This is a genomic window from Streptosporangium sp. NPDC051023 (genome assembly GCF_040689595.1).
Taxonomy (GTDB): domain Bacteria; phylum Actinomycetota; class Actinomycetes; order Streptosporangiales; family Streptosporangiaceae; genus Streptosporangium.
On the sequence record NZ_JBFBCE010000001.1, the window covers coordinates 143068 to 159624 of the forward strand.

Sequence of the window (16557 nt, forward strand, 5' to 3'; positions counted from 1 at the left end):
CATGGGCAGACCCGGTCGCCTGTCACGGACGCGGGGCGGTCCTTCGGCCGGGTGGAGGTCCAAGCCGTGGACGAGGCCGGATCCACAACCGCCAGGCCGGCCATCCCCGGCTGGCGGATCATCCGCAGCGACACCGGGCGGCTGTGGGCGAGTCGAGAGAGTCCGTTCGCCGACGCTGTGACGCGGGGCCAGGCGCTCAACGTCCCGCCCTTCCGTACGGTGGACGCCGACACCTTCGATGAGCTGTGTGAAGAGGTCGAGCGACAGGAGGCGGCGGCCGGGCTGGTGATCCCGTGATCGGTCACCCTCGCACGCCCGGCCGGATCTCATTCCGGCCAGGCACTCTCTCGGTCCCGACACCCACCAGGAGATCCCTGTGAACGCCATTACGAGCATCGCCTCGGACGGCACCTTCGTCATCGGCTCCACCGCCGAGCGGCTGCTCACTCCGGGCGAGGTCGCCGCCCTGTTCCACGTCGACCCCAAGACCGTCAACAGATGGGCGCAGACGGACCTGCTCACGTCCGTCCGTACTCCGAGCGGTCAACGCCGCTACCGGGAAGGAGAGGTCCGAGCCCTGCTGAACGGCGGGAGGAAGTAGGTGGGGTGCATAACAGCTAAATTGTGTGGCTATTAGTGATTTATAGGGCTTTGGTATTTATTTGAAATTCGACTCCCCAATTCTGTTGTGATCCGATTACATTCCGTGGCTCTGGGATTTGGGATACCAAAATGGGGGCATGGATGGGCGCCAGCGGAACGGGTGGCGGTGGGCGGCAGCCGGGCTGACGATCGGCGTGTCGACCGCCACCCTGGGATTCGCGCTACGCACCAGGGATCTGGCGACGGCGGCGAACGTCGCACAGTTGTTGTCGTTGCTCCCCATCGCGGTCGGTGTGATCGGCTGGGCGCGTGCGCGAGGTGAAACGGCCACTCCTTCGCCAGGGCCGGAGCCGGAGGAGCCGGGCGTGCTCGTGCTGGACGAGGTGGCGCGGGCCGTTCAGGGAAAAGCCGACAGACTCGCGCAGTCGATGGACCGCCAGAGAGTCCTCGGCGAGGCACTGCGGGAGCCGCTGGACCGGCTGACCCGGACCGCGGACCGGCTGCTGGCGGAACGGCGGTCGCTGAGTGGTCGGCTCGCGGCCGGGCGATCCGGCACCGTCGGCGGGCCCGCGAACCTGAGCGAGGGGGAGCTCGCGCTGCCTGAGGGCTCGGTCGCCCGCCTGTACCAGGCTCTTGGGCGAATACGGCGGCGGCGGGAGGCGGTCGCCCGGCTGCGTCGGGCTCTTCGGCGGGCAGGGCGGCGGCTGGAGGCGGTCGAACGACTGGGCGAGGAGACGCGACGGCGACTGGAGCAGTCCGAGCGGCAGGGGACACAGGCCGGACAACTCCTGCACGAGGCACAACTGCAGGCCGCCGCCGTACGGCGCAGCCTTGCCGAGGCCGGTCACCCGATACCGGAGGCCACTCCCAGTGCCTCTCCGCCACCGCTCGTTTTCGACGGGGCGAAACTGACGGGGGAGAGCGACCGGTGGACGGCCGAAGAGATCTTTCGCCCCGTCGACGACCTCCTTCGGCGGGAAGCCGCCGCCCTGGACCGGATCCGAAGTGACCTCGCCTCGACGGCCGACATCGCGTACTTCGAAACGACCGACCCTACGGAGGAGAGCGGCTTCCCGGATTGGCGAAGCTGGAAGACGATCACCGCGGCGAGCCTGTCGCTTGTCTGCGTCGTCCTGGTGGTCTATCTGGTCGGACCATTTCTGAACCCTCCCACGTCACATGATCCCGCCCCTCGTCAATCACCGCCGAAACCGATCCAAAAGATTCTCTGGGCCCACAGAATCGGCCGTTGGGTCCAGTCCAGTCCGGCGGTGACCGGAGGTGTGGTCTATGTCGGCAGCGACGACGGCAGGGTGTACGCCCTGGACGCGATGACCGGTGCCGAACGATGGGCCGGTGAAACCGGCAGAGCGGTCCAGTCCAGTCCGGTGGTTGCCGGGGGTGTGGTCTATGTGGGCAGTGACGACGGCAGGGTGTACGCGCTGGACGCGGCGACGGGTGCCGAACGCTGGTCCTACAAGACCGGCGACGAGGTCTTCTCCAGTCCGGTGGTTGCCGGGGGTGTGGTCTATGTGGGCAGTGATGACGGCAGGGTGTACGCGCTGGACGCGGTGACCGGTGCCCGGCGCTGGGCCCATAGAACCGGCGACTCCGTCGGCTCCAGTCCGGCGGTTGCCGAGGGCGTGGTCTATGTGGGCAGTGACGACGGCAAGGTGTACGCGCTGGACGCGGCGACCGGCGCCAGGCGCTGGACGTACAAAACCGGTGACGAGGTCTTCTCCAGTCCGGCGGTTGCCGGGGGTGTGGTCTACGTCGGCAGTGATGACAGCAATGTGTACGCCCTGGACGCGGTGACCGGTGCCCGGCGCTGGGCCCGCAGAACCGGTAAAGAGATCAACTCCAGTCCGGCGGTGGTCGACGGTGTGGTCTATGTGGGCAGTGCCGACGGCAGGATCTACGCCCTGAACGCGGCGACCGGCGCCGAACGCTGGAGCACCATAACCGGCGACTGGGTCCGATCCGGTCCTGCGGTGGTCGACGGTGTCGTCTACGTCGGCAGCGACGACTACAACGTGTACGCCCTGGACGCGGCGACCGGCGCCGAACGCTGGACCTGCAAAACCGGCCGATGGGTGCAGACCAGCCCGGCGGTGGCCGACGGTGTGGTCTACGTCGGCAGCCATGACGGCAAGGTGTACGCCCTGAACGCCATGACAGGGTGACTCGCCGTCCACCGGTCGGCCGTCTGTCTCGCCGCCTGAGCCCGGTCGCTCCCGTCGCTCCGCTCTTCGTCGAAGCCGTGGCCGTGGCCGGTGTCGGGCACCTCATCGTGATGCTCGGCGGCACACTCCTGAGGAGTTCCGAAAGTCACGTGAGGCACGGTGTCGTCTGGTTACATTGGTACCGATTTGATCACAGACTCATGGCGGGGGGCTCTGATGAGACGGATACCGGTTCGCAGGCTCCGGACTTCGGGGGGCGCCGAGGTGGTCGTGTTCTCGGCCTGGGAACGGGAGGGGTGCGCGACGAGAACGGTGTTCACGGTCGGCGGCGGGGTGGGCGTTGGTCGCTGAACCCGCGGACTCCGTCTCCGTGTCCGGCGTTTCCGTGCCCGACGTCCCTGTCTTCGATGTCGCCGGGCTCACGAAGGTGCACGGGCGGGAGCGACGGGTCGCGAACGACGACCTGACGCTGTCCATCGCGCGTGGCGAGATCTTCGGCATCCTCGGCGACAACGGCGCGGGGAAGACGACGCTGGTGCGGCAGATGGCCGGGCTCATCGCCCCGACATCGGGGGAACTGCGCTTCATGGGCACCCCCGTCGAGGAGGCGGAACGTGAGCTGACGACCCAGGTCGGCTACATGCCGCAGTCGGCGTTCGCGCTGAACAACCTGACGGTCAGTGAGGCGATCTTCTTCACCGCCCGGTTCCGCGGGCTCAGCCGCCGCGCGGCACGTGGCGAGGTGGCCCGCCTGCTCTCCCAGTGGGCGATCGAGCCGCTGGCGAACCGCGTCGCCAAGCAACTGTCGGGAGGGCAGCGACGCCTGCTGCAGCTCGCGGTCACGATGGCGGGAAGCCCGCCCGTCCTGATCCTGGACGAGCCGACGAACGACCTGGACCCGGTCAACCGCAAGCGCGTGTGGCACCTGCTCACGGCCGCCAACCAGGACGGAGCGACGATCATCTTCGTGACGCACGACGCCGTCGAGGCGGAGAAGGTCGTGCACCGGGTGGCCATCATGCGGCAGGGGCGGATCGTCGCCCTCGGCAGGCCGCTCGATCTCAAGCAGGAGATCGGCCATCGGTTCCGCCTCGAACTGATCGGGACACCGGGCGACCCGCCCGCCCCGCTCGCCCGGGTCCACTGCACCGAGGTCGAACCCGGTAGGTGGCTGGCGATCCTCGACAAAGCGGATGTCGGCGAAATCATGACAAATCTTGATATGCAGAAGTTCGATGACGTCCGGCTGAGCTCCTCAACCCTCGAAGACCTCTACCTTCACTATGCGACCACATAACAGCGTCCAGCACCCCGCCGCCCAACTGGCCGACCTGATCCTGGTCCAGCTCTCCAACTGGCGCTGGGCCTGGCCCCAGCTCGTGCTGACGGGACTGGTCGCGCCCCTGGCCAGCATGCTCGCCCTGTCGACCGTCTCCGGCGGAGCGAACCGGTCCCTGAACGAGCACATCCTCGTCGGCATGCTCATGTTCGCCTTGCTCTTCCAGAACCAGAACCAGGTGGCGGGCAACTTCTCCTTCATGAAGGCGAACGGGACCCTTGAGTTCTTCGCCGCGCAGCCCGTCAGCCGGGTACTGCTGGCGATCGCCACGGTCGGCGCCTTCTTCCTGCTGTCGTTGCCCGCCCTGCTGGTCATCGTGGTGGTCGGGGCGCTGGTCCTGGGCGTCGGGCTGTCCCTGAGCCCGTGGCTGCTCGTCGTCGTGCCCCTGTGCGTCGTGTCCGCGGCGGGTATCGGCGCGCTCATCGGCAGCCTCACGAACACGATGGAGGAGAGCGGCGCGGCGAGCCTGGTCGTGACCTTCCTGATGACGGGGTGTGGCCCGGTCCTGATCCCGGCCGACCGCCTGCCGGCCGCGATCAACGCGATCGGGGTGCTCAACCCCGCCACCTACGCCGCCTCTGCGCTCCGGGCATCCCTGACCGGGACGGTCGGCTCGCGCCTGCCGGTTGACCTGGCCGTGCTCGCGTTGTTCGCCGCCGGAGTCCTTCTCCTCCTCGTCAAGAGGATGCCGTGGCGGATGCGCCGGTGAGGAGGATTCGGATCGGCCGGATACTGCTCCTCGCGTTCGCGGCGTGGGTCGCGGGATTTTTCTCCTGGTGGACGGTCAGCTGGTCGATCGAAGCGGAAGAATGCGGTCTCGATCCGTACACGGAGTACGAGACGGAGAAATGCGTTCCGGTGAGCGCGTGGGGGGCCGCGGCGGCGTATATGTGGGTCGCCACTCCGGTGGTCTGGATCGCGGCGGCCCTTTTTCTTTGGCTCGCTCCCAGGCGTCTGGTGCGGGTCCGGCGGGCCGCGCTGTGGAGTGTTCCCCTGCTCCCGGTCGGCACCGTCGTCATACAGGTCCTCGTGTACGTCCTCTACGGGCCGCCACCCCCCTGACATGTCGTGGTAGGCATTCCCGTCAAGGCCGGACGGCAGGCGGCGCGAGGCCACGTGCCGTATCGGCTCCTTCATGGCCCCGATCCTGCTCCTGGTTCCGGCTGCGGTGATGCGGCGGTAGCGGGCGTCACCAGCACCTGAAAGAGCGATTCGATCCACTGGGCAAGCTCCTCCGGCTGTCCCTGAGTCAGTGCCGTCGTGCCCAGAACGCTGCGCATGAGCCACACCCCCGCCTGTAGGGAGAGCATCAGTTCCGCCCGGACGTCGGCTGCGGTACCGGACAGTTCCTCGTTGAGGTGCCGCCCGGCATGCCGCCCGATCGCCTCGCGCATGATCTGGGCGGCTCTGGGATTGGCCGTCGACCTCAGCATGAGCAGGAACGGCCCGAGTTCCTCCGCCTCCGGCGCCGTCCGCGCCACCAGCGCCCGCGCGGTCTTACCGGCCAGTTCCACGCCGGTGCCCGCGATCACCGTGCGCGGCGCGAAGGCCACGTCGACGGCCTCGGCGAACAGCCGTTCCTTCGATCCGAAGTAGCGGTTGATGAGCATCGCGGTCACGCCTGCGCTCTGCGCGATGTCGCGGACTCCCACTCCGTCGTAGCCGTACCGGGTGAAGGCGGCGACCGCCGCGTCCAGGATGGCCTGCCGGGTGGTGGCGGCGTCGCGCCGGCGTCTGCCCGGGGTGGAGCCCTGTGGTTCTGATCGGCTGAGGGGGGAGCTGGGCTCGGCGGTGTCACTCATGTCTACAAGCGTATACTTTTATGTAAGTCTACGAGCGTAGACATCGGGCGTTCAACGTATCTCGCCACCCGAACCACGATGCGAGGATGAAATGGATCTTCAACTGACGGGCAAGCGCGCCCTGGTCACCGGCTCCAGTTCCGGCCTCGGCGAAGCCATCGCCAAGGCCCTGGCCGCCGAAGGTGCCGACGTCGTCGTGCACGGCCGCGACCGCCTGCGTACCGAAACCGTCGCCGCCGCCATCCGGACAGCCGGCGGCAGGGCTCATGCCGCGATCGGAGACCTGACCACCGACGACGGCGCCGACGCCGTGGCCGAGGCCGCGCTGACCGGCGGCCCAATCGACATCCTGGTCAACAACGCCGGCGCCTACCTCCACCGCTCATGGAAGGAGGCCACCGCCGGCGACTGGAGCCACACCTACGAGGTCAACGTCATCTCCGGGGTCCGTATGATCCTGCGCCTGGTTCCCCGCATGCACGAGCGCGGCTGGGGTCGCGTCATCCAGATCGGCGGCGGGCTCGGCCTGCAACCGAGCGCGGACCTGCCTCACTACACCGCCACGTTGGCCGCCCGCCACAACCTCACGGTCTCGCTGGCCCGCGAGCTGAAGGGGACCGGAATCACGGCCAACACCGTCGCCCCCGGCGCCATCCTGGTCGACAGCGTTCAGCGGTTCCTCACCGACCTTGCTCCGGCTCGCGGCTGGGGCGAGACGTGGGAGGACATCGAACGCAACGCGATCGAGGAACTGGTGCCCAACGACGTCGGCCGGATGGGCCGTCCCGAGGAAATCGCCGCCGCGGTCCTCTATCTCAGCGGCCCGCTCGCCGACTACGTCACGGGCGCCACCCTACGGGTGGACGGCGGCACCATCCGCGGTGTCCACTGATCGCCCGTCGCTTTCACGATCGCCGGGGCCGCCCGTTTGCGTGGGCGGCCCTGCCGCTCTCAGTGGAGTTCCAGGACGATCTCCTGGCGCAGTGTTCCCGCGTCGATGCCCGCGTCGGCGATGACGCGGGAGGCCAGGCCGCCGCCTTCGCGCAGGAGGCCGAGTAGCAGGTGGCCGTCCTGGATGCTCTTCTGGCCGAGGGCCAGTGTCTCGCGCAGGGACAGTTCCAGGGTCTTCTTGGCCCGTGAGGTGAGGGGGATGTGGCGCCCGCTCAGGCGTCCTCTGCGGGTGGTCACGGGGGCGCGGTCCAGGGAGCCGGGCCCGAAGGCGGCTTCGACCTTCTCCCTGATGGCCGACAGGTCGATGCCGATCGACTCAAGGGCCTCGGCGTCCAGGGTTTCGGTGGGCCGCTGGGGGATCAGGCGGGTGACGGCCTGGTAGGCGCCTTCGTAGTCGAGGCCGTGCCTGCCCAGCACCCGGGCCGAGAGTGTGGCGCGCTGGTCGAGCAGGCCGAGCAGGAGATGCTCGGTGCCGATGTGGCCGTGGTGCAGCCGCCTGGCGTTCTCCTGGGCGAGGACGACCGCCTGGCGGGCATCCTGGTGGAACCGTTCGAACATGGCTATTTCTCCCGTCTCAACAGGCCTCGGCCCCCGGCGTACTTCTTGTGGACCGCCTGCTTGGTCACTTCCAAGCAGTAGGCGATCTCCTGCCAGGACCAGCCCTGCTCCCTGGCGTTCTCAACCTGCAGTGCCTCCAGCCGATCCACGAGCATCCGCAACGCCCGTACGGCCCGCAGGCCGACGGCCGGATCGCGGCTGCCTGCGTCGGAGGCCAGCTGTGCCGTATCGCTCATGAGTGTCAATGTAAGTTGACGCCCTCTTCGTGTCAACCTTGATTGACGCCATCTCACGGTCAGAAAACGGTTTGCCTGGTGATCGCTGGTTTTGTCAGGCTGGAAGGGCTATGCGCTCCCTACCTGTCGCCGATCCCGGCGTTCCCGATGCCCGCAGCCCGTTCCGCTACCTCCTCTGGGTAGCCCGCACCCAGGCGGGTCCCCTGTTCATCGGCATCGGCTACGCCACCCTGTGGTGGATCGCGATGGCACTCGTGCCCGCCGCGATGGGCAGAGGCATCGACGCCCTCAGGGCGAAGGACATGCCGGGCCTGCTCACCTGGGCGGCGGTGGTGCTCGGCCTGGGGCTCGTGCAGGCGACCGCGGGCATCCTGCGGCACCGGATGGCCGTCTACAACTGGCTGGCCGCCGCCTACCGCACCGTCCAGGTCACCGTCAGGCAGGCGACCAGGCTGGGCGCGACCCTGCCGAAGAGGATGTCGACCGGCGAGGTGGTCAGCGTCGGCAACTCCGACATCGCCCACATCGGCAACGCGATGGACATCCTGCTCCGAGGCACCGGAGCGGTCGTCGCCATCGGCACGATCACCGTCATCCTCATCAGTACCTCGCCGCCGCTGGGCCTGGCGGTGCTCGTCGGCGTGCCGATCATGGCCGTCGCCGTCGGCCCCCTGCTCAAGCCGCTGCACCGGCGCCAGCACGCCCACCGCGACCTGCAGGGAGAACTGTCGACCCGCGCGGCCGACATCGTCGCGGGCCTGCGCGTGCTGCGCGGCGTCGGCGGCGAGCAGATCTTCGCCGAGCGTTACACCGACGAGTCCCAGAAGGTACGGCACGCGGGCGTGCGGGTCGCGGCGGTCGAGGCGACGCTTGAGGGAGCGCAGATCCTGCTGCCCGGCCTGCTGATCGCGGGTGTGACCTGGCTGGGTGCGACGTTCGCGATCAGAGGCGAGATCACCGTGGGCCAGCTCGTCGCCTTCTACGGCTACGCGGTCTTCCTGATCGCCCCCCTGCGCGCGCTCACCGAGGCGGCCGACAAGCTGACCAAGGGGCACGTGGCCGCCCGCAGGGTGGTGCGGATCCTCCAGCTGCAGCCCGAGGTCACGGGCGGCACCGGCGGCTCGGCGGGAGGCCTGCTGCGCGACGTCGCCTCGGGCGTCGCGATCCGCCCCGGCGTTTTCACCGCCGTCGTCTCGGCCGCGCCGGAGGAGACCGCCGCGATCGCCGACCGGCTCGGCCGCTACGCCGACGGCGACGTGGACTTCGGCGACGTGTCCCTGGACACCCTGCCGATCTCCGAGGTCCGCCGCCGGATCCTGGTCGCGGACAACGAGGCGGGGCTGTTCGCCGGAGTGCTCAGGGACGAGCTGGACGTCACCGGTGAGGCCTCGGACGAGCGGATCGCGGACGCCCTGCGCGCCGCGTGCGCCGAGGACGTCGTCGAGGCGCTCCCCGGCGGTCTCGACGAGCACGTCGCCGAGTCGGGCCGGGAGTTCTCCGGCGGTCAGCGGCAGCGGCTGCGGCTCGCCAGGGCGCTGACCGTCGACCCGGAGGTGCTCGTCCTCGTCGAGCCGACCAGCGCGGTCGACGCCCACAGCGAGGCGCGCATCGCCGGTCGGCTGGCCAAGGCCAGAGCGGGGAGGACCACCCTGGTCTGCACGACCAGCCCGCTGGTGCTCGACCGCGCCGACCACGTGATCTACGTGGAGGAAGGCCTCCTGCGCGCCCAGGGAACCCACCGGGACCTGCTGGCCGCCTACCCGGGCTACCGGGCGGTCGTCACCAGGGGCGAGGACCTTCTGAGCGAGGGACCGGAGGAGACAGGCGGGATTCCCGAACCCGCCGCCGCAGGGTGCGGGTCACGGGGCGAGGAGATGGCATGAGCAGGCAGATCCTGCCGGTCGCCGACCAGGCGCAGGTCAGGGCGTACGCCCGCAGGCTCACACTGAAGTATCCCGGCGCGCTGACGGTCGCGCTCGGCCTGCACGGCCTGGCCGCCATGGCGGGGCTGGCCGTGCCCTGGCTGCTCGGCGGCCTCGTCCAGGGCGTCCAGGACGGCACCGGGACCGATGTCACCCTGGTCGCGCTGGCCATCGCGGGCTTCCTGGCCGCGCAGGGGGTGCTGGTCAGGTTCGCCGTCTACGCCTCCTCAAGGCTCGGCGAGAAGGTCCTGGCCGAGTTGCGCCAGGAGTTCGTCGGCCGGGTCCTCGGCCTGCCGCTGTCGACGGTCGAGCGCGCCGGGTCGGGCGACCTGATCACCCGCACCTCCCGGGACGTGGACACGCTGTCGCGCAGCGTACGGCACGCGGTACCCGAGACGATGATCGCTCTGGTCACCTGTGCGATCACCGTCGGCGCGCTGCTGCTGGTTGGGCCGCTGCTCACGCTGCCCGCGCTGCTGGCCGTACCGATCCTGTGGGTCTCCACCCGGTGGTACCTCAAGCGGGCGCGGGACGGCTACCTGCGCGAGAGCGCCGCGTACGCCGACATGACCGACGGCCTGGCCGAGACGGTCGGCGGCGCCCGCACCGTCGAGGCCCTGGGCCTGCAGGAGCGCAGGCACCGCCGTACCGACGCCGACATCGCCAGGTCGTGGGCCGCGGAACGCTACACCCTCGGGCTGCGCACGGTCTGGTTCCCCACGGTCGAGCTCGGCTACGTGATCCCGATCGTGGCGACCCTCGTCGTCGGTGGCGCCTTCTACATCCAGGGCTGGGTCTCGCTGGCCCAGGTGACCGCGGCCACGCTCTACGTGCAGCAGCTCATCGACCCGCTCGACCGGCTGCTGATGTGGATCGACGAGCTCCAGGTCGGCGGCGCCTCCATGGCCCGGCTGCTGGGCGTCGCCGCGGTGCCCGACGACCGTGAGGCGGGTTCCGGCGTGCCGCGGGGGGAGGAGCTGCGGGCCGACGGCGTCCGTTACGCCTACCGCGAGGGGCACGACGTGCTGCACGGCATCGACCTGGTGGTCGAACCGGGGGAGCGGCTGGCCATGGTCGGCCCCTCCGGCGCGGGCAAGTCGACGCTCGGCCGCCTGCTGGCGGGCATCCACGGGCCGCGTACCGGCTCGGTCACGGTCGGCGGCACCCCGCTGGTCGAGCTGCCGCTTGACGACCTGCGCGGGCACGTCGCCCTGGTGACCCAGGAACACCACGTGTTCCGGGGCACGCTGCGCGAGAACGTGCTGATCGCCCGGCCCGAGGCGGACGACTCGCAGGTCCGGGCGGCGCTTGAGGCCGTCGACGCCTGGGAGTGGGCCTCCGCCATGCCCGACGGGCTCGACACGATGGTCGGCTCCGGCGGCGAGCCGGTCCCGCCCGCCCAGGCGCAGCAGCTCGCCCTCGCCCGTCTGGTGCTGGCCGACCCGCACACCCTGGTCCTGGACGAGGCGACCTCGCTGATCGACCCCAGGGCGGCCCGCTCGCTGGAGCGCTCGCTGGCCGCCGTCCTCGACGGCCGTACCGTGATCGCCATCGCCCACCGCCTCTACACGGCGCACGACGCCGACCGGGTCGCGGTGGTCGAGGAGGGGCGGATCAGCGAGCTGGGGTCCCATGACGAGCTGGTCGCGGCCGACGGCTCCTACGCCGCACTGTGGAGCAGCTGGCACGGCACGCCCCGGTGAGGTGACATCGCGCGCCGGCCGCCGCGGTGCGTTTTGGTCGTGGCGTGTTTTCCCGCGAACCTATCCATAATCAACCGTCGGCAGCACACTTCATTGGGGCCCGCTCAGCGAGAGCGCAGGATGAGGTGGAATGTCGGATGGATGGCGCGGTGCGGGGGACGCCACGTGGTGTGGCTGGACGGCCACGAGCTGCCCCGGAGTCCGGAGGACGCCGCGGGGGTGCTGGGCGAGGTCCTCGACGCCTCGCCCGAGGAGTTCCACACGGTCAAGGACCTGGTCCTGCTGGTGGACACCGCGGAGTTCCTCGGCCCGCTGGAGCCGTGGCTGCGCCGGGAGCTGATCCCCGCGCTGGCCGCGGACGCGGTGGTGGTGCTGGCGGGCCGGGACCGGCCCTCGCCCGCCTGGCGGGCCGACCCGGGGTGGCGGGAGCTCGTCGGGATCCTGCAGCTGGGCAACCTGAGCCGTCACGAGGGGCGTCGCCTGCTGGAACTGCGCGGGGTCCCCGCGGACGAACGGGCGGCGGCGCTGGACTTCACCCGGGGGCATCCCCTGGCGCTCGCGCTGGTCGCCGACGTCTCCGCGCAGCGCATCTTCTCAGAGACCTCGGCGCACGAGGTGATGGGCACGCTGCTGCGGAGCTTCGTCGACACCGTGCCAAGCCCGCTCCACCAGCAGGCGCTCGAGGCCTGCGCGATGGTGCTGGCGACCACGGAACCGCTGCTCGCCGCGTTGCTGGGCCTCGACGACGCCGCAGAGCTCTTCGCCTGGCTGCGGGACCTGTCCATCGTCGAGTACGGCGCGCGCGGGCTGTTCCCCCACGACCTGGCCAGGGACGCGCTTGGCGGCGAGCTGCGCTGGCGCGACCCCGACGGCTGCGCGCAGATCCGGCGGCGGGCCGAGGCGTACTACCGGCAGCGCTTCGCCGCCGGTGAGCCCGCCGTACGACAGGCGGTGCTGCTGGAGTTCGTCTACCTGCACCGTGACACCTCCGTGCTCGGTCCCTTCGTCGCGGGGTACCCGGAGACGGGAGCGCTGTCCGCGGGCCCTCCGACCCGATCCGAGCTGGGCACCATCGTGGCCTGGGTACGCGAGCACGAGGGGGAGGAGTCCGCGCGACTGTGCGGGGCGTGGCTGGCGGAGCAGCCGCGTTCCGCGGTCGTCGTCCGGGGCGAGGCGGGCGAGGCGCTCGGGTTCTACCAGCTCATCGACGTGGGCTCCGGGGTCGCCGACCAGGCCGTCCCGACGGGCGGCGAAACGGGGCGGACGCGGATGGTCAGGTTCTGGATGGACGGGCGGACCTACCAGGACCCGTCACCGGTCCAGCTCTTCATCACCCTGCACCTGTTCCGGTCCTTCCTCACCCCCGCCTGCCCCGACCTGACCCTGCTGACCTTCGCCGAGCCCGACCCGTGGGTCACGGGCTGCGCGCACCTCGACTTCCACCGCGTCCCCGACCTCGACTTCGAGGTGGGCGGGCGCCGGTTCGCCGTCTTCGGGCACGACTGGCGGGCGGTGCCACCGCTGGCGTGGATCTCCCGCCTGGCCGAGCGGGACTCGCTGATCGAGCTGTCCCAGGGGGCCGAGCGGGCGCCGCTGTCCGAGCACGAGTTCGCGGAGGCGGTCAGGTCCGCCCTGCGCCTGTACGGCAGGGCGGACGGGCTGCGCGGCTCAGCCCTGCTCGGGACGGCGATGGTGACGGCCGGGCTCGGCGGCGAGGACGACCCCTCCGCGCCTGCCCGTGAGCTGCGGGCCGTACTCGCGGACACGGCGGAGCGGATGGCGGCCTCCCCGAGGGACAGGCGGGGCTACCGGGCGCTGCACCACACCTTCCTCCAGCCCGCGGGGACCCAGGGCGCCGCGGCCGAGCTGCTCGGCCTGCCGATGACCACCTTCCGCAGGCACCTGGCGGCCGGGGAGGCGCGTTTCACCGAGATCCTCTGGCAACGCGAGCTGGACGCCCGCCACGGCCGGCCAAGCTGACACGACAGGCCTGCTCTCCATACCCGCGTCGGAGCCGCGGACTCGGGCATGAACCGGCCGGGGAGTGGACGGCGATCGGATAGGGAAGGGGCGCGGAACGGTCTCCAGACCGGCTATCGATCGCTTCTACCTTCATGGCATCCGCAAACCCCCATGAAGGGATCCACCTCATGAACCTCAAGCGCGTCCTCGCCCTCGCAGGTGCCACCGCCGTCACCGGTGCGCTGTTCCTGACCGGTACGGCCAGCGCCGACACCCCCGGCTCGAAGAACCTGCTCCCCGGCGAGCAGTACTGCGTCGCCCAGCAGGGCGCCTACCAGGTCAGGGGCGACGGCACCGCCACCCGTGACGGAGCCAAGTTCAAGATCAAGAAGTCCGGGACGAGCTGGGTCGTGATCGGCTCGCCGGGCCTGGTGTGGAACTTCCAGGGCGAGGGCCGATCCCCGAACAGCAACTTCTACGGCCCCGGCTTCTACGAGCTGTGCGCCACCAACAACGGCACCCGCAGCACCTTCGTCACCCTGCGGATCCGCACCGACACCGAACTGCCGAACTGACCGTGCCAGAAGGCGCTCCCGCCCGGGAACGTCTTCGTCCATCCGCCCGCCGCCTGCTTCCTCGGCGGCGGGCCGTACATGATCGACGGTGCCCGATGAGCGGTCGCCCCGGAACCGGATGGCAGCGGCCTCGGGGGCTTTCCCCTGGGGCCTGTCCCCGCGACCGTCGCTCCCGCGACGGCCTGCAGGGCGGCTCTGTCATCCGTCCGCCGGGCGCGAGGGCCCGGCGACGGGAACCGAGGATGTCACGAGCAGCCGGGCACGATCCCCGCGCAGTTCGTGGGCAGGTTCCTGATGACCCTGCTCCTCTTGAGCGTGACTTCGGCACCGGTCCAGTTGTTGATGCCGCCGCCGACACCGGCGGCGCGGTTCTCCGAGACCGTTGAGTATTCGAGGGTCAGCCGGGTCCTGTCGGCTTCCGCTTCCTGCTCGTTGTTGATGCCGCCGCCGTTACGGCCTGCCTGGTTCCACTCGACCTCGCTCTCCTTCAGGGTCGCGGTGCCCTCGTTGTTGATGGCGCCGCCGTCCCGGCCCGCCCTGTTGCCTTCGAAGGACGTGTTGTAGGTGTTCAGCGTCCCGTCCTCGCCATTGTTGATGCCACCGCCCTCGATGCCAGCCCAGTTGTCCTTGATCTCGCTTTCCTTGATGGTCGCGTTGCCGAGGTTGTTGATGGCGCCGCCGTCGTCGTCGCGAGCCTCGTTGTTCTCGATGTGGCTCCGCTCGACGATGAGCGTGCCCTGGTTCTGGATGCCACCGCCGTCCTCGTCGGCCGTGTTGCCCCTGACGGTGGTCTTCTTGAGTGTGAGGGTGCCGGTCGCGTTGTTGCTGAGGCCGCCGCCGTCGCCGGCTTCGTCCGGGGTCGGGTTCGTGACCACGTTGGTCAGGATGTGGCTGTCGTAGAGGTTGACGGTGCCGCCCTCGTTGGAGATGCCCCCGCCGTCCCCGCCGGACTGGTTTCCGGCGACGGTGCTGTACTCCAGCTGCAGCCTCCCCTCGTTGGCGATGCCGCCGCCGTCTCCCGGGGTGTCGCCGCCGGTCACGGTGACGCCCTTCAGAGTGAGTTCGCCTCCCTCGTTGACCGAGAGAAGGCGAAAGAGGTTTGCCCCGTGGTACGAGGACCGGATCAGGGTGGAGTACTCGCCGACGATGGTGACCTTTCCGGTGATGGCCGGCAGGGCGTTACCCGAGTTCTGGTAGTCGTCCTCGAAGCGGTAGGCGCAGTACGGGGCCAGCTTGACCGTGCCTCCCCAGGGGTTCGCGTTCGTCTGAGCGACGGCGGTGATGAGCCCGGCGACGTCGCCGCATCTCACGGTCACGTCCGCCGGTGTTTGAACGGCCATGGCGGGTGCGGTGCCACACAGGCAGAGGCTCGACGCCACAGCCGATCCGGTGAGCATAAGACGCGTTTTCATACGTTTCCTTTCCTGTTCGGTTCCGGGGGGCCCGAAAGGCTTACCACGCGTTCGGGGAACGTTTCTTCGCGTCTCCGTGCGATATTTGTAATTCCATACCGATGGCTGTCGGTATTTGGCCTGAACGGTCCATGCAACGGGGTTGGTCAGGTAAAGCAATTCCAGAAGTCCGGCGGCGTCGCAGTTTCTGCGAACCTGGCGCATTACGTGGGAAAGGCGCGCCTCCTCCTGTCGTGACCTGGCCGGACGCTTGTCCGGTAGCCGTTGGACTGGAGCCGATGAACACATGCCCACACTCTTTTCATGTAGGACCTAATTCATCTATTTGGGCATGCGTAAAATCTCGCTGGATAATGCGTTTTGACTGCTGGTGTACTTTCTTATCAATCGCCTGATGAGGTGGGGGGAAAGGGGTGGGAACCTCCTGGAGTCGGCGGGCTCACCTCCAAGGGGAAACGGGTCTGGGCGGCTACGATGATCATCGCTGACCGTGGTCAGTTGAGTGCATGTAGTCACCAGACTGGAAAGGGGTGTCCTCGTGTCACCTGAATCGATCGAGTCCGTCGTGGGCGACGTGAGCTCAGGGCGGGGCGCGATGCTGGGCAGGTTCCTGGCGAGCGCGGTCTTCGTCGTTCCCGTCGTCGTGTCCTGCGGGGGGCTCGCCATGGCCTCGACCGCCGGGCCGGGGACCCACACTCCCGGCGTCATCGGCTCAGCTCTGGCGATCACGGCGAGTGCGACCGACGTGTCCTCGTCCATCGTCAGGTCGGGCCCGGTTCCCGTCCCCGCCTCCACGCCCCCGCCCGCCGCCGCGCAGGAGGCAAGCCAGCCAGGATCCAACCAGTCCGGAGCCGATCAGCCCGGGACCGACCAGCCCGCCACCAAGCAGTCAGAAGCCAAGCAGTCCGAGGCCAAGCAGTCCGAAGCCAAGCAGTCGGGAACCAAGCAGCCGGGAGCCAAGCAGAACAGGCCAAGACACTCGGCCGGGAAGGCCAACGAGGACGCCCACGCGACGAGCGGCGGCAGGAGCGGGGGCAAGGTCGGCGGCAGGGGCGGCGGCAAGGACGGGGGCGGGAGCGGTCCCGACGGCGGGAACACCTTCGACCCGGAAGCCGAGGCCGATGACAGCAGCCCGGGAGGCCGCAACGCCGACATCGGCCCGGGCAGCGGCTCCAAGGACGCGAAGAAGTCCGCCACGAGCTGGAAGAAGTGGGAATAGGAGCCGCTCACCCCGCCACGGCCCACGTTGATCCGAGGCTGTGACGGGGCTTCGAGACAGATGGCGGGCAGGTGAGACCTCCCGCCCGAGCC

Annotated in this window: 16 protein-coding genes; 12 read left to right on the top strand and 4 right to left on the bottom strand. The window is 69.6% G+C overall.

Annotated features, from left to right (window positions below; genetic code table 11):
- Positions 1 to 66: 66 nt before the first annotated feature.
- From AB0395_RS00675 to AB0395_RS00700, 6 genes are all read left to right on the top strand, one after another.
- Positions 67 to 297: a hypothetical protein gene (locus AB0395_RS00675; RefSeq protein WP_366275683.1), complete on the top strand. Its 231-nt coding sequence runs from the start codon at positions 67 to 69 to the stop codon at positions 295 to 297.
- A gap of 121 nt (positions 298 to 418) precedes the next feature.
- Positions 419 to 601 (top strand): BldC family transcriptional regulator, encoded by a 183-nt coding sequence (locus tag AB0395_RS00680; RefSeq protein ID WP_366275899.1) that lies wholly within the window; start codon positions 419 to 421, stop codon positions 599 to 601.
- 139 nt (positions 602 to 740) lie between these two features.
- Positions 741 to 2786 carry a PQQ-binding-like beta-propeller repeat protein gene (locus tag AB0395_RS00685; RefSeq protein WP_366275685.1) on the top strand — a complete coding sequence of 682 codons (2046 nt, stop codon included), beginning with the start codon at positions 741 to 743 and terminating at the stop codon, positions 2784 to 2786.
- A 385-nt stretch (positions 2787 to 3171) separates the two neighbouring features.
- The gene (locus AB0395_RS00690) at positions 3172 to 4083 is read left to right on the top strand and encodes an ABC transporter ATP-binding protein (protein ID WP_366275687.1); all 912 of its coding nucleotides are present in this window, start codon (positions 3172 to 3174) and stop codon (positions 4081 to 4083) included.
- Positions 4070 to 4834 carry an ABC transporter permease gene (locus tag AB0395_RS00695; RefSeq protein WP_366275688.1) on the top strand — a complete coding sequence of 255 codons (765 nt, stop codon included), beginning with the start codon at positions 4070 to 4072 and terminating at the stop codon, positions 4832 to 4834. The genes AB0395_RS00690 and AB0395_RS00695 overlap by 14 nt, the downstream gene beginning before the upstream one ends.
- Positions 4831 to 5187: a hypothetical protein gene (locus tag AB0395_RS00700; protein ID WP_366275690.1), complete on the top strand. Its 357-nt coding sequence runs from the start codon at positions 4831 to 4833 to the stop codon at positions 5185 to 5187. Before AB0395_RS00695 ends, AB0395_RS00700 begins: the two co-directional genes overlap by 4 nt.
- A gap of 71 nt (positions 5188 to 5258) precedes the next feature.
- Here AB0395_RS00700 and AB0395_RS00705 read toward each other — a convergent pair whose 3' ends face one another.
- Complete coding sequence (locus tag AB0395_RS00705; RefSeq protein ID WP_366275691.1) at positions 5259 to 5927, bottom strand: TetR family transcriptional regulator; 669 nt, start codon at positions 5925 to 5927, stop codon at positions 5259 to 5261.
- A 91-nt stretch (positions 5928 to 6018) separates the two neighbouring features.
- On the opposite strand from AB0395_RS00705, the gene AB0395_RS00710 reads away from it, so the two are divergent.
- A complete protein-coding gene (locus tag AB0395_RS00710) occupies positions 6019 to 6819 on the top strand; it encodes an SDR family NAD(P)-dependent oxidoreductase (protein ID WP_366275693.1) in 801 nt (266 codons plus the stop codon).
- 59 nt (positions 6820 to 6878) lie between these two features.
- Here the strand turns inward: AB0395_RS00710 and AB0395_RS00715 are convergent, their stop codons facing one another.
- Both AB0395_RS00715 and AB0395_RS00720 read right to left on the bottom strand, forming a co-directional pair.
- A complete protein-coding gene (locus tag AB0395_RS00715) occupies positions 6879 to 7436 on the bottom strand; it encodes a Clp protease N-terminal domain-containing protein (protein ID WP_366275694.1) in 558 nt (185 codons plus the stop codon).
- A 2-nt stretch (positions 7437 to 7438) separates the two neighbouring features.
- The gene (locus AB0395_RS00720) at positions 7439 to 7672 is read right to left on the bottom strand and encodes an RNA polymerase subunit sigma-70 (protein ID WP_366275695.1); all 234 of its coding nucleotides are present in this window, start codon (positions 7670 to 7672) and stop codon (positions 7439 to 7441) included.
- Between the two features lie 110 nt (positions 7673 to 7782).
- On the opposite strand from AB0395_RS00720, the gene AB0395_RS00725 reads away from it, so the two are divergent.
- The 4 genes from AB0395_RS00725 to AB0395_RS00740 all read left to right on the top strand — a co-directional run bounded on the left by AB0395_RS00725 (position 7783) and on the right by AB0395_RS00740 (position 13834).
- Positions 7783 to 9555: an ABC transporter ATP-binding protein gene (locus AB0395_RS00725; RefSeq protein WP_366275696.1), complete on the top strand. Its 1773-nt coding sequence runs from the start codon at positions 7783 to 7785 to the stop codon at positions 9553 to 9555.
- Positions 9552 to 11297 (top strand): ABC transporter ATP-binding protein, encoded by a 1746-nt coding sequence (locus AB0395_RS00730; protein ID WP_366275697.1) that lies wholly within the window; start codon positions 9552 to 9554, stop codon positions 11295 to 11297. Before AB0395_RS00725 ends, AB0395_RS00730 begins: the two co-directional genes overlap by 4 nt.
- A gap of 141 nt (positions 11298 to 11438) precedes the next feature.
- Positions 11439 to 13277: a hypothetical protein gene (locus tag AB0395_RS00735; RefSeq protein ID WP_366275698.1), complete on the top strand. Its 1839-nt coding sequence runs from the start codon at positions 11439 to 11441 to the stop codon at positions 13275 to 13277.
- A gap of 170 nt (positions 13278 to 13447) precedes the next feature.
- Positions 13448 to 13834, top strand: a complete 387-nt coding sequence (locus AB0395_RS00740) for a hypothetical protein (RefSeq protein ID WP_366275699.1) — start codon at positions 13448 to 13450, stop codon at positions 13832 to 13834.
- A gap of 245 nt (positions 13835 to 14079) precedes the next feature.
- Here the strand turns inward: AB0395_RS00740 and AB0395_RS00745 are convergent, their stop codons facing one another.
- Positions 14080 to 15246: a hypothetical protein gene (locus AB0395_RS00745; protein ID WP_366275701.1), complete on the bottom strand. Its 1167-nt coding sequence runs from the start codon at positions 15244 to 15246 to the stop codon at positions 14080 to 14082.
- A gap of 538 nt (positions 15247 to 15784) precedes the next feature.
- Here AB0395_RS00745 and AB0395_RS00750 point away from each other — a divergent pair.
- A complete protein-coding gene (locus AB0395_RS00750) occupies positions 15785 to 16465 on the top strand; it encodes a hypothetical protein (protein ID WP_366275702.1) in 681 nt (226 codons plus the stop codon).
- Positions 16466 to 16557: the final 92 nt, after the last annotated feature.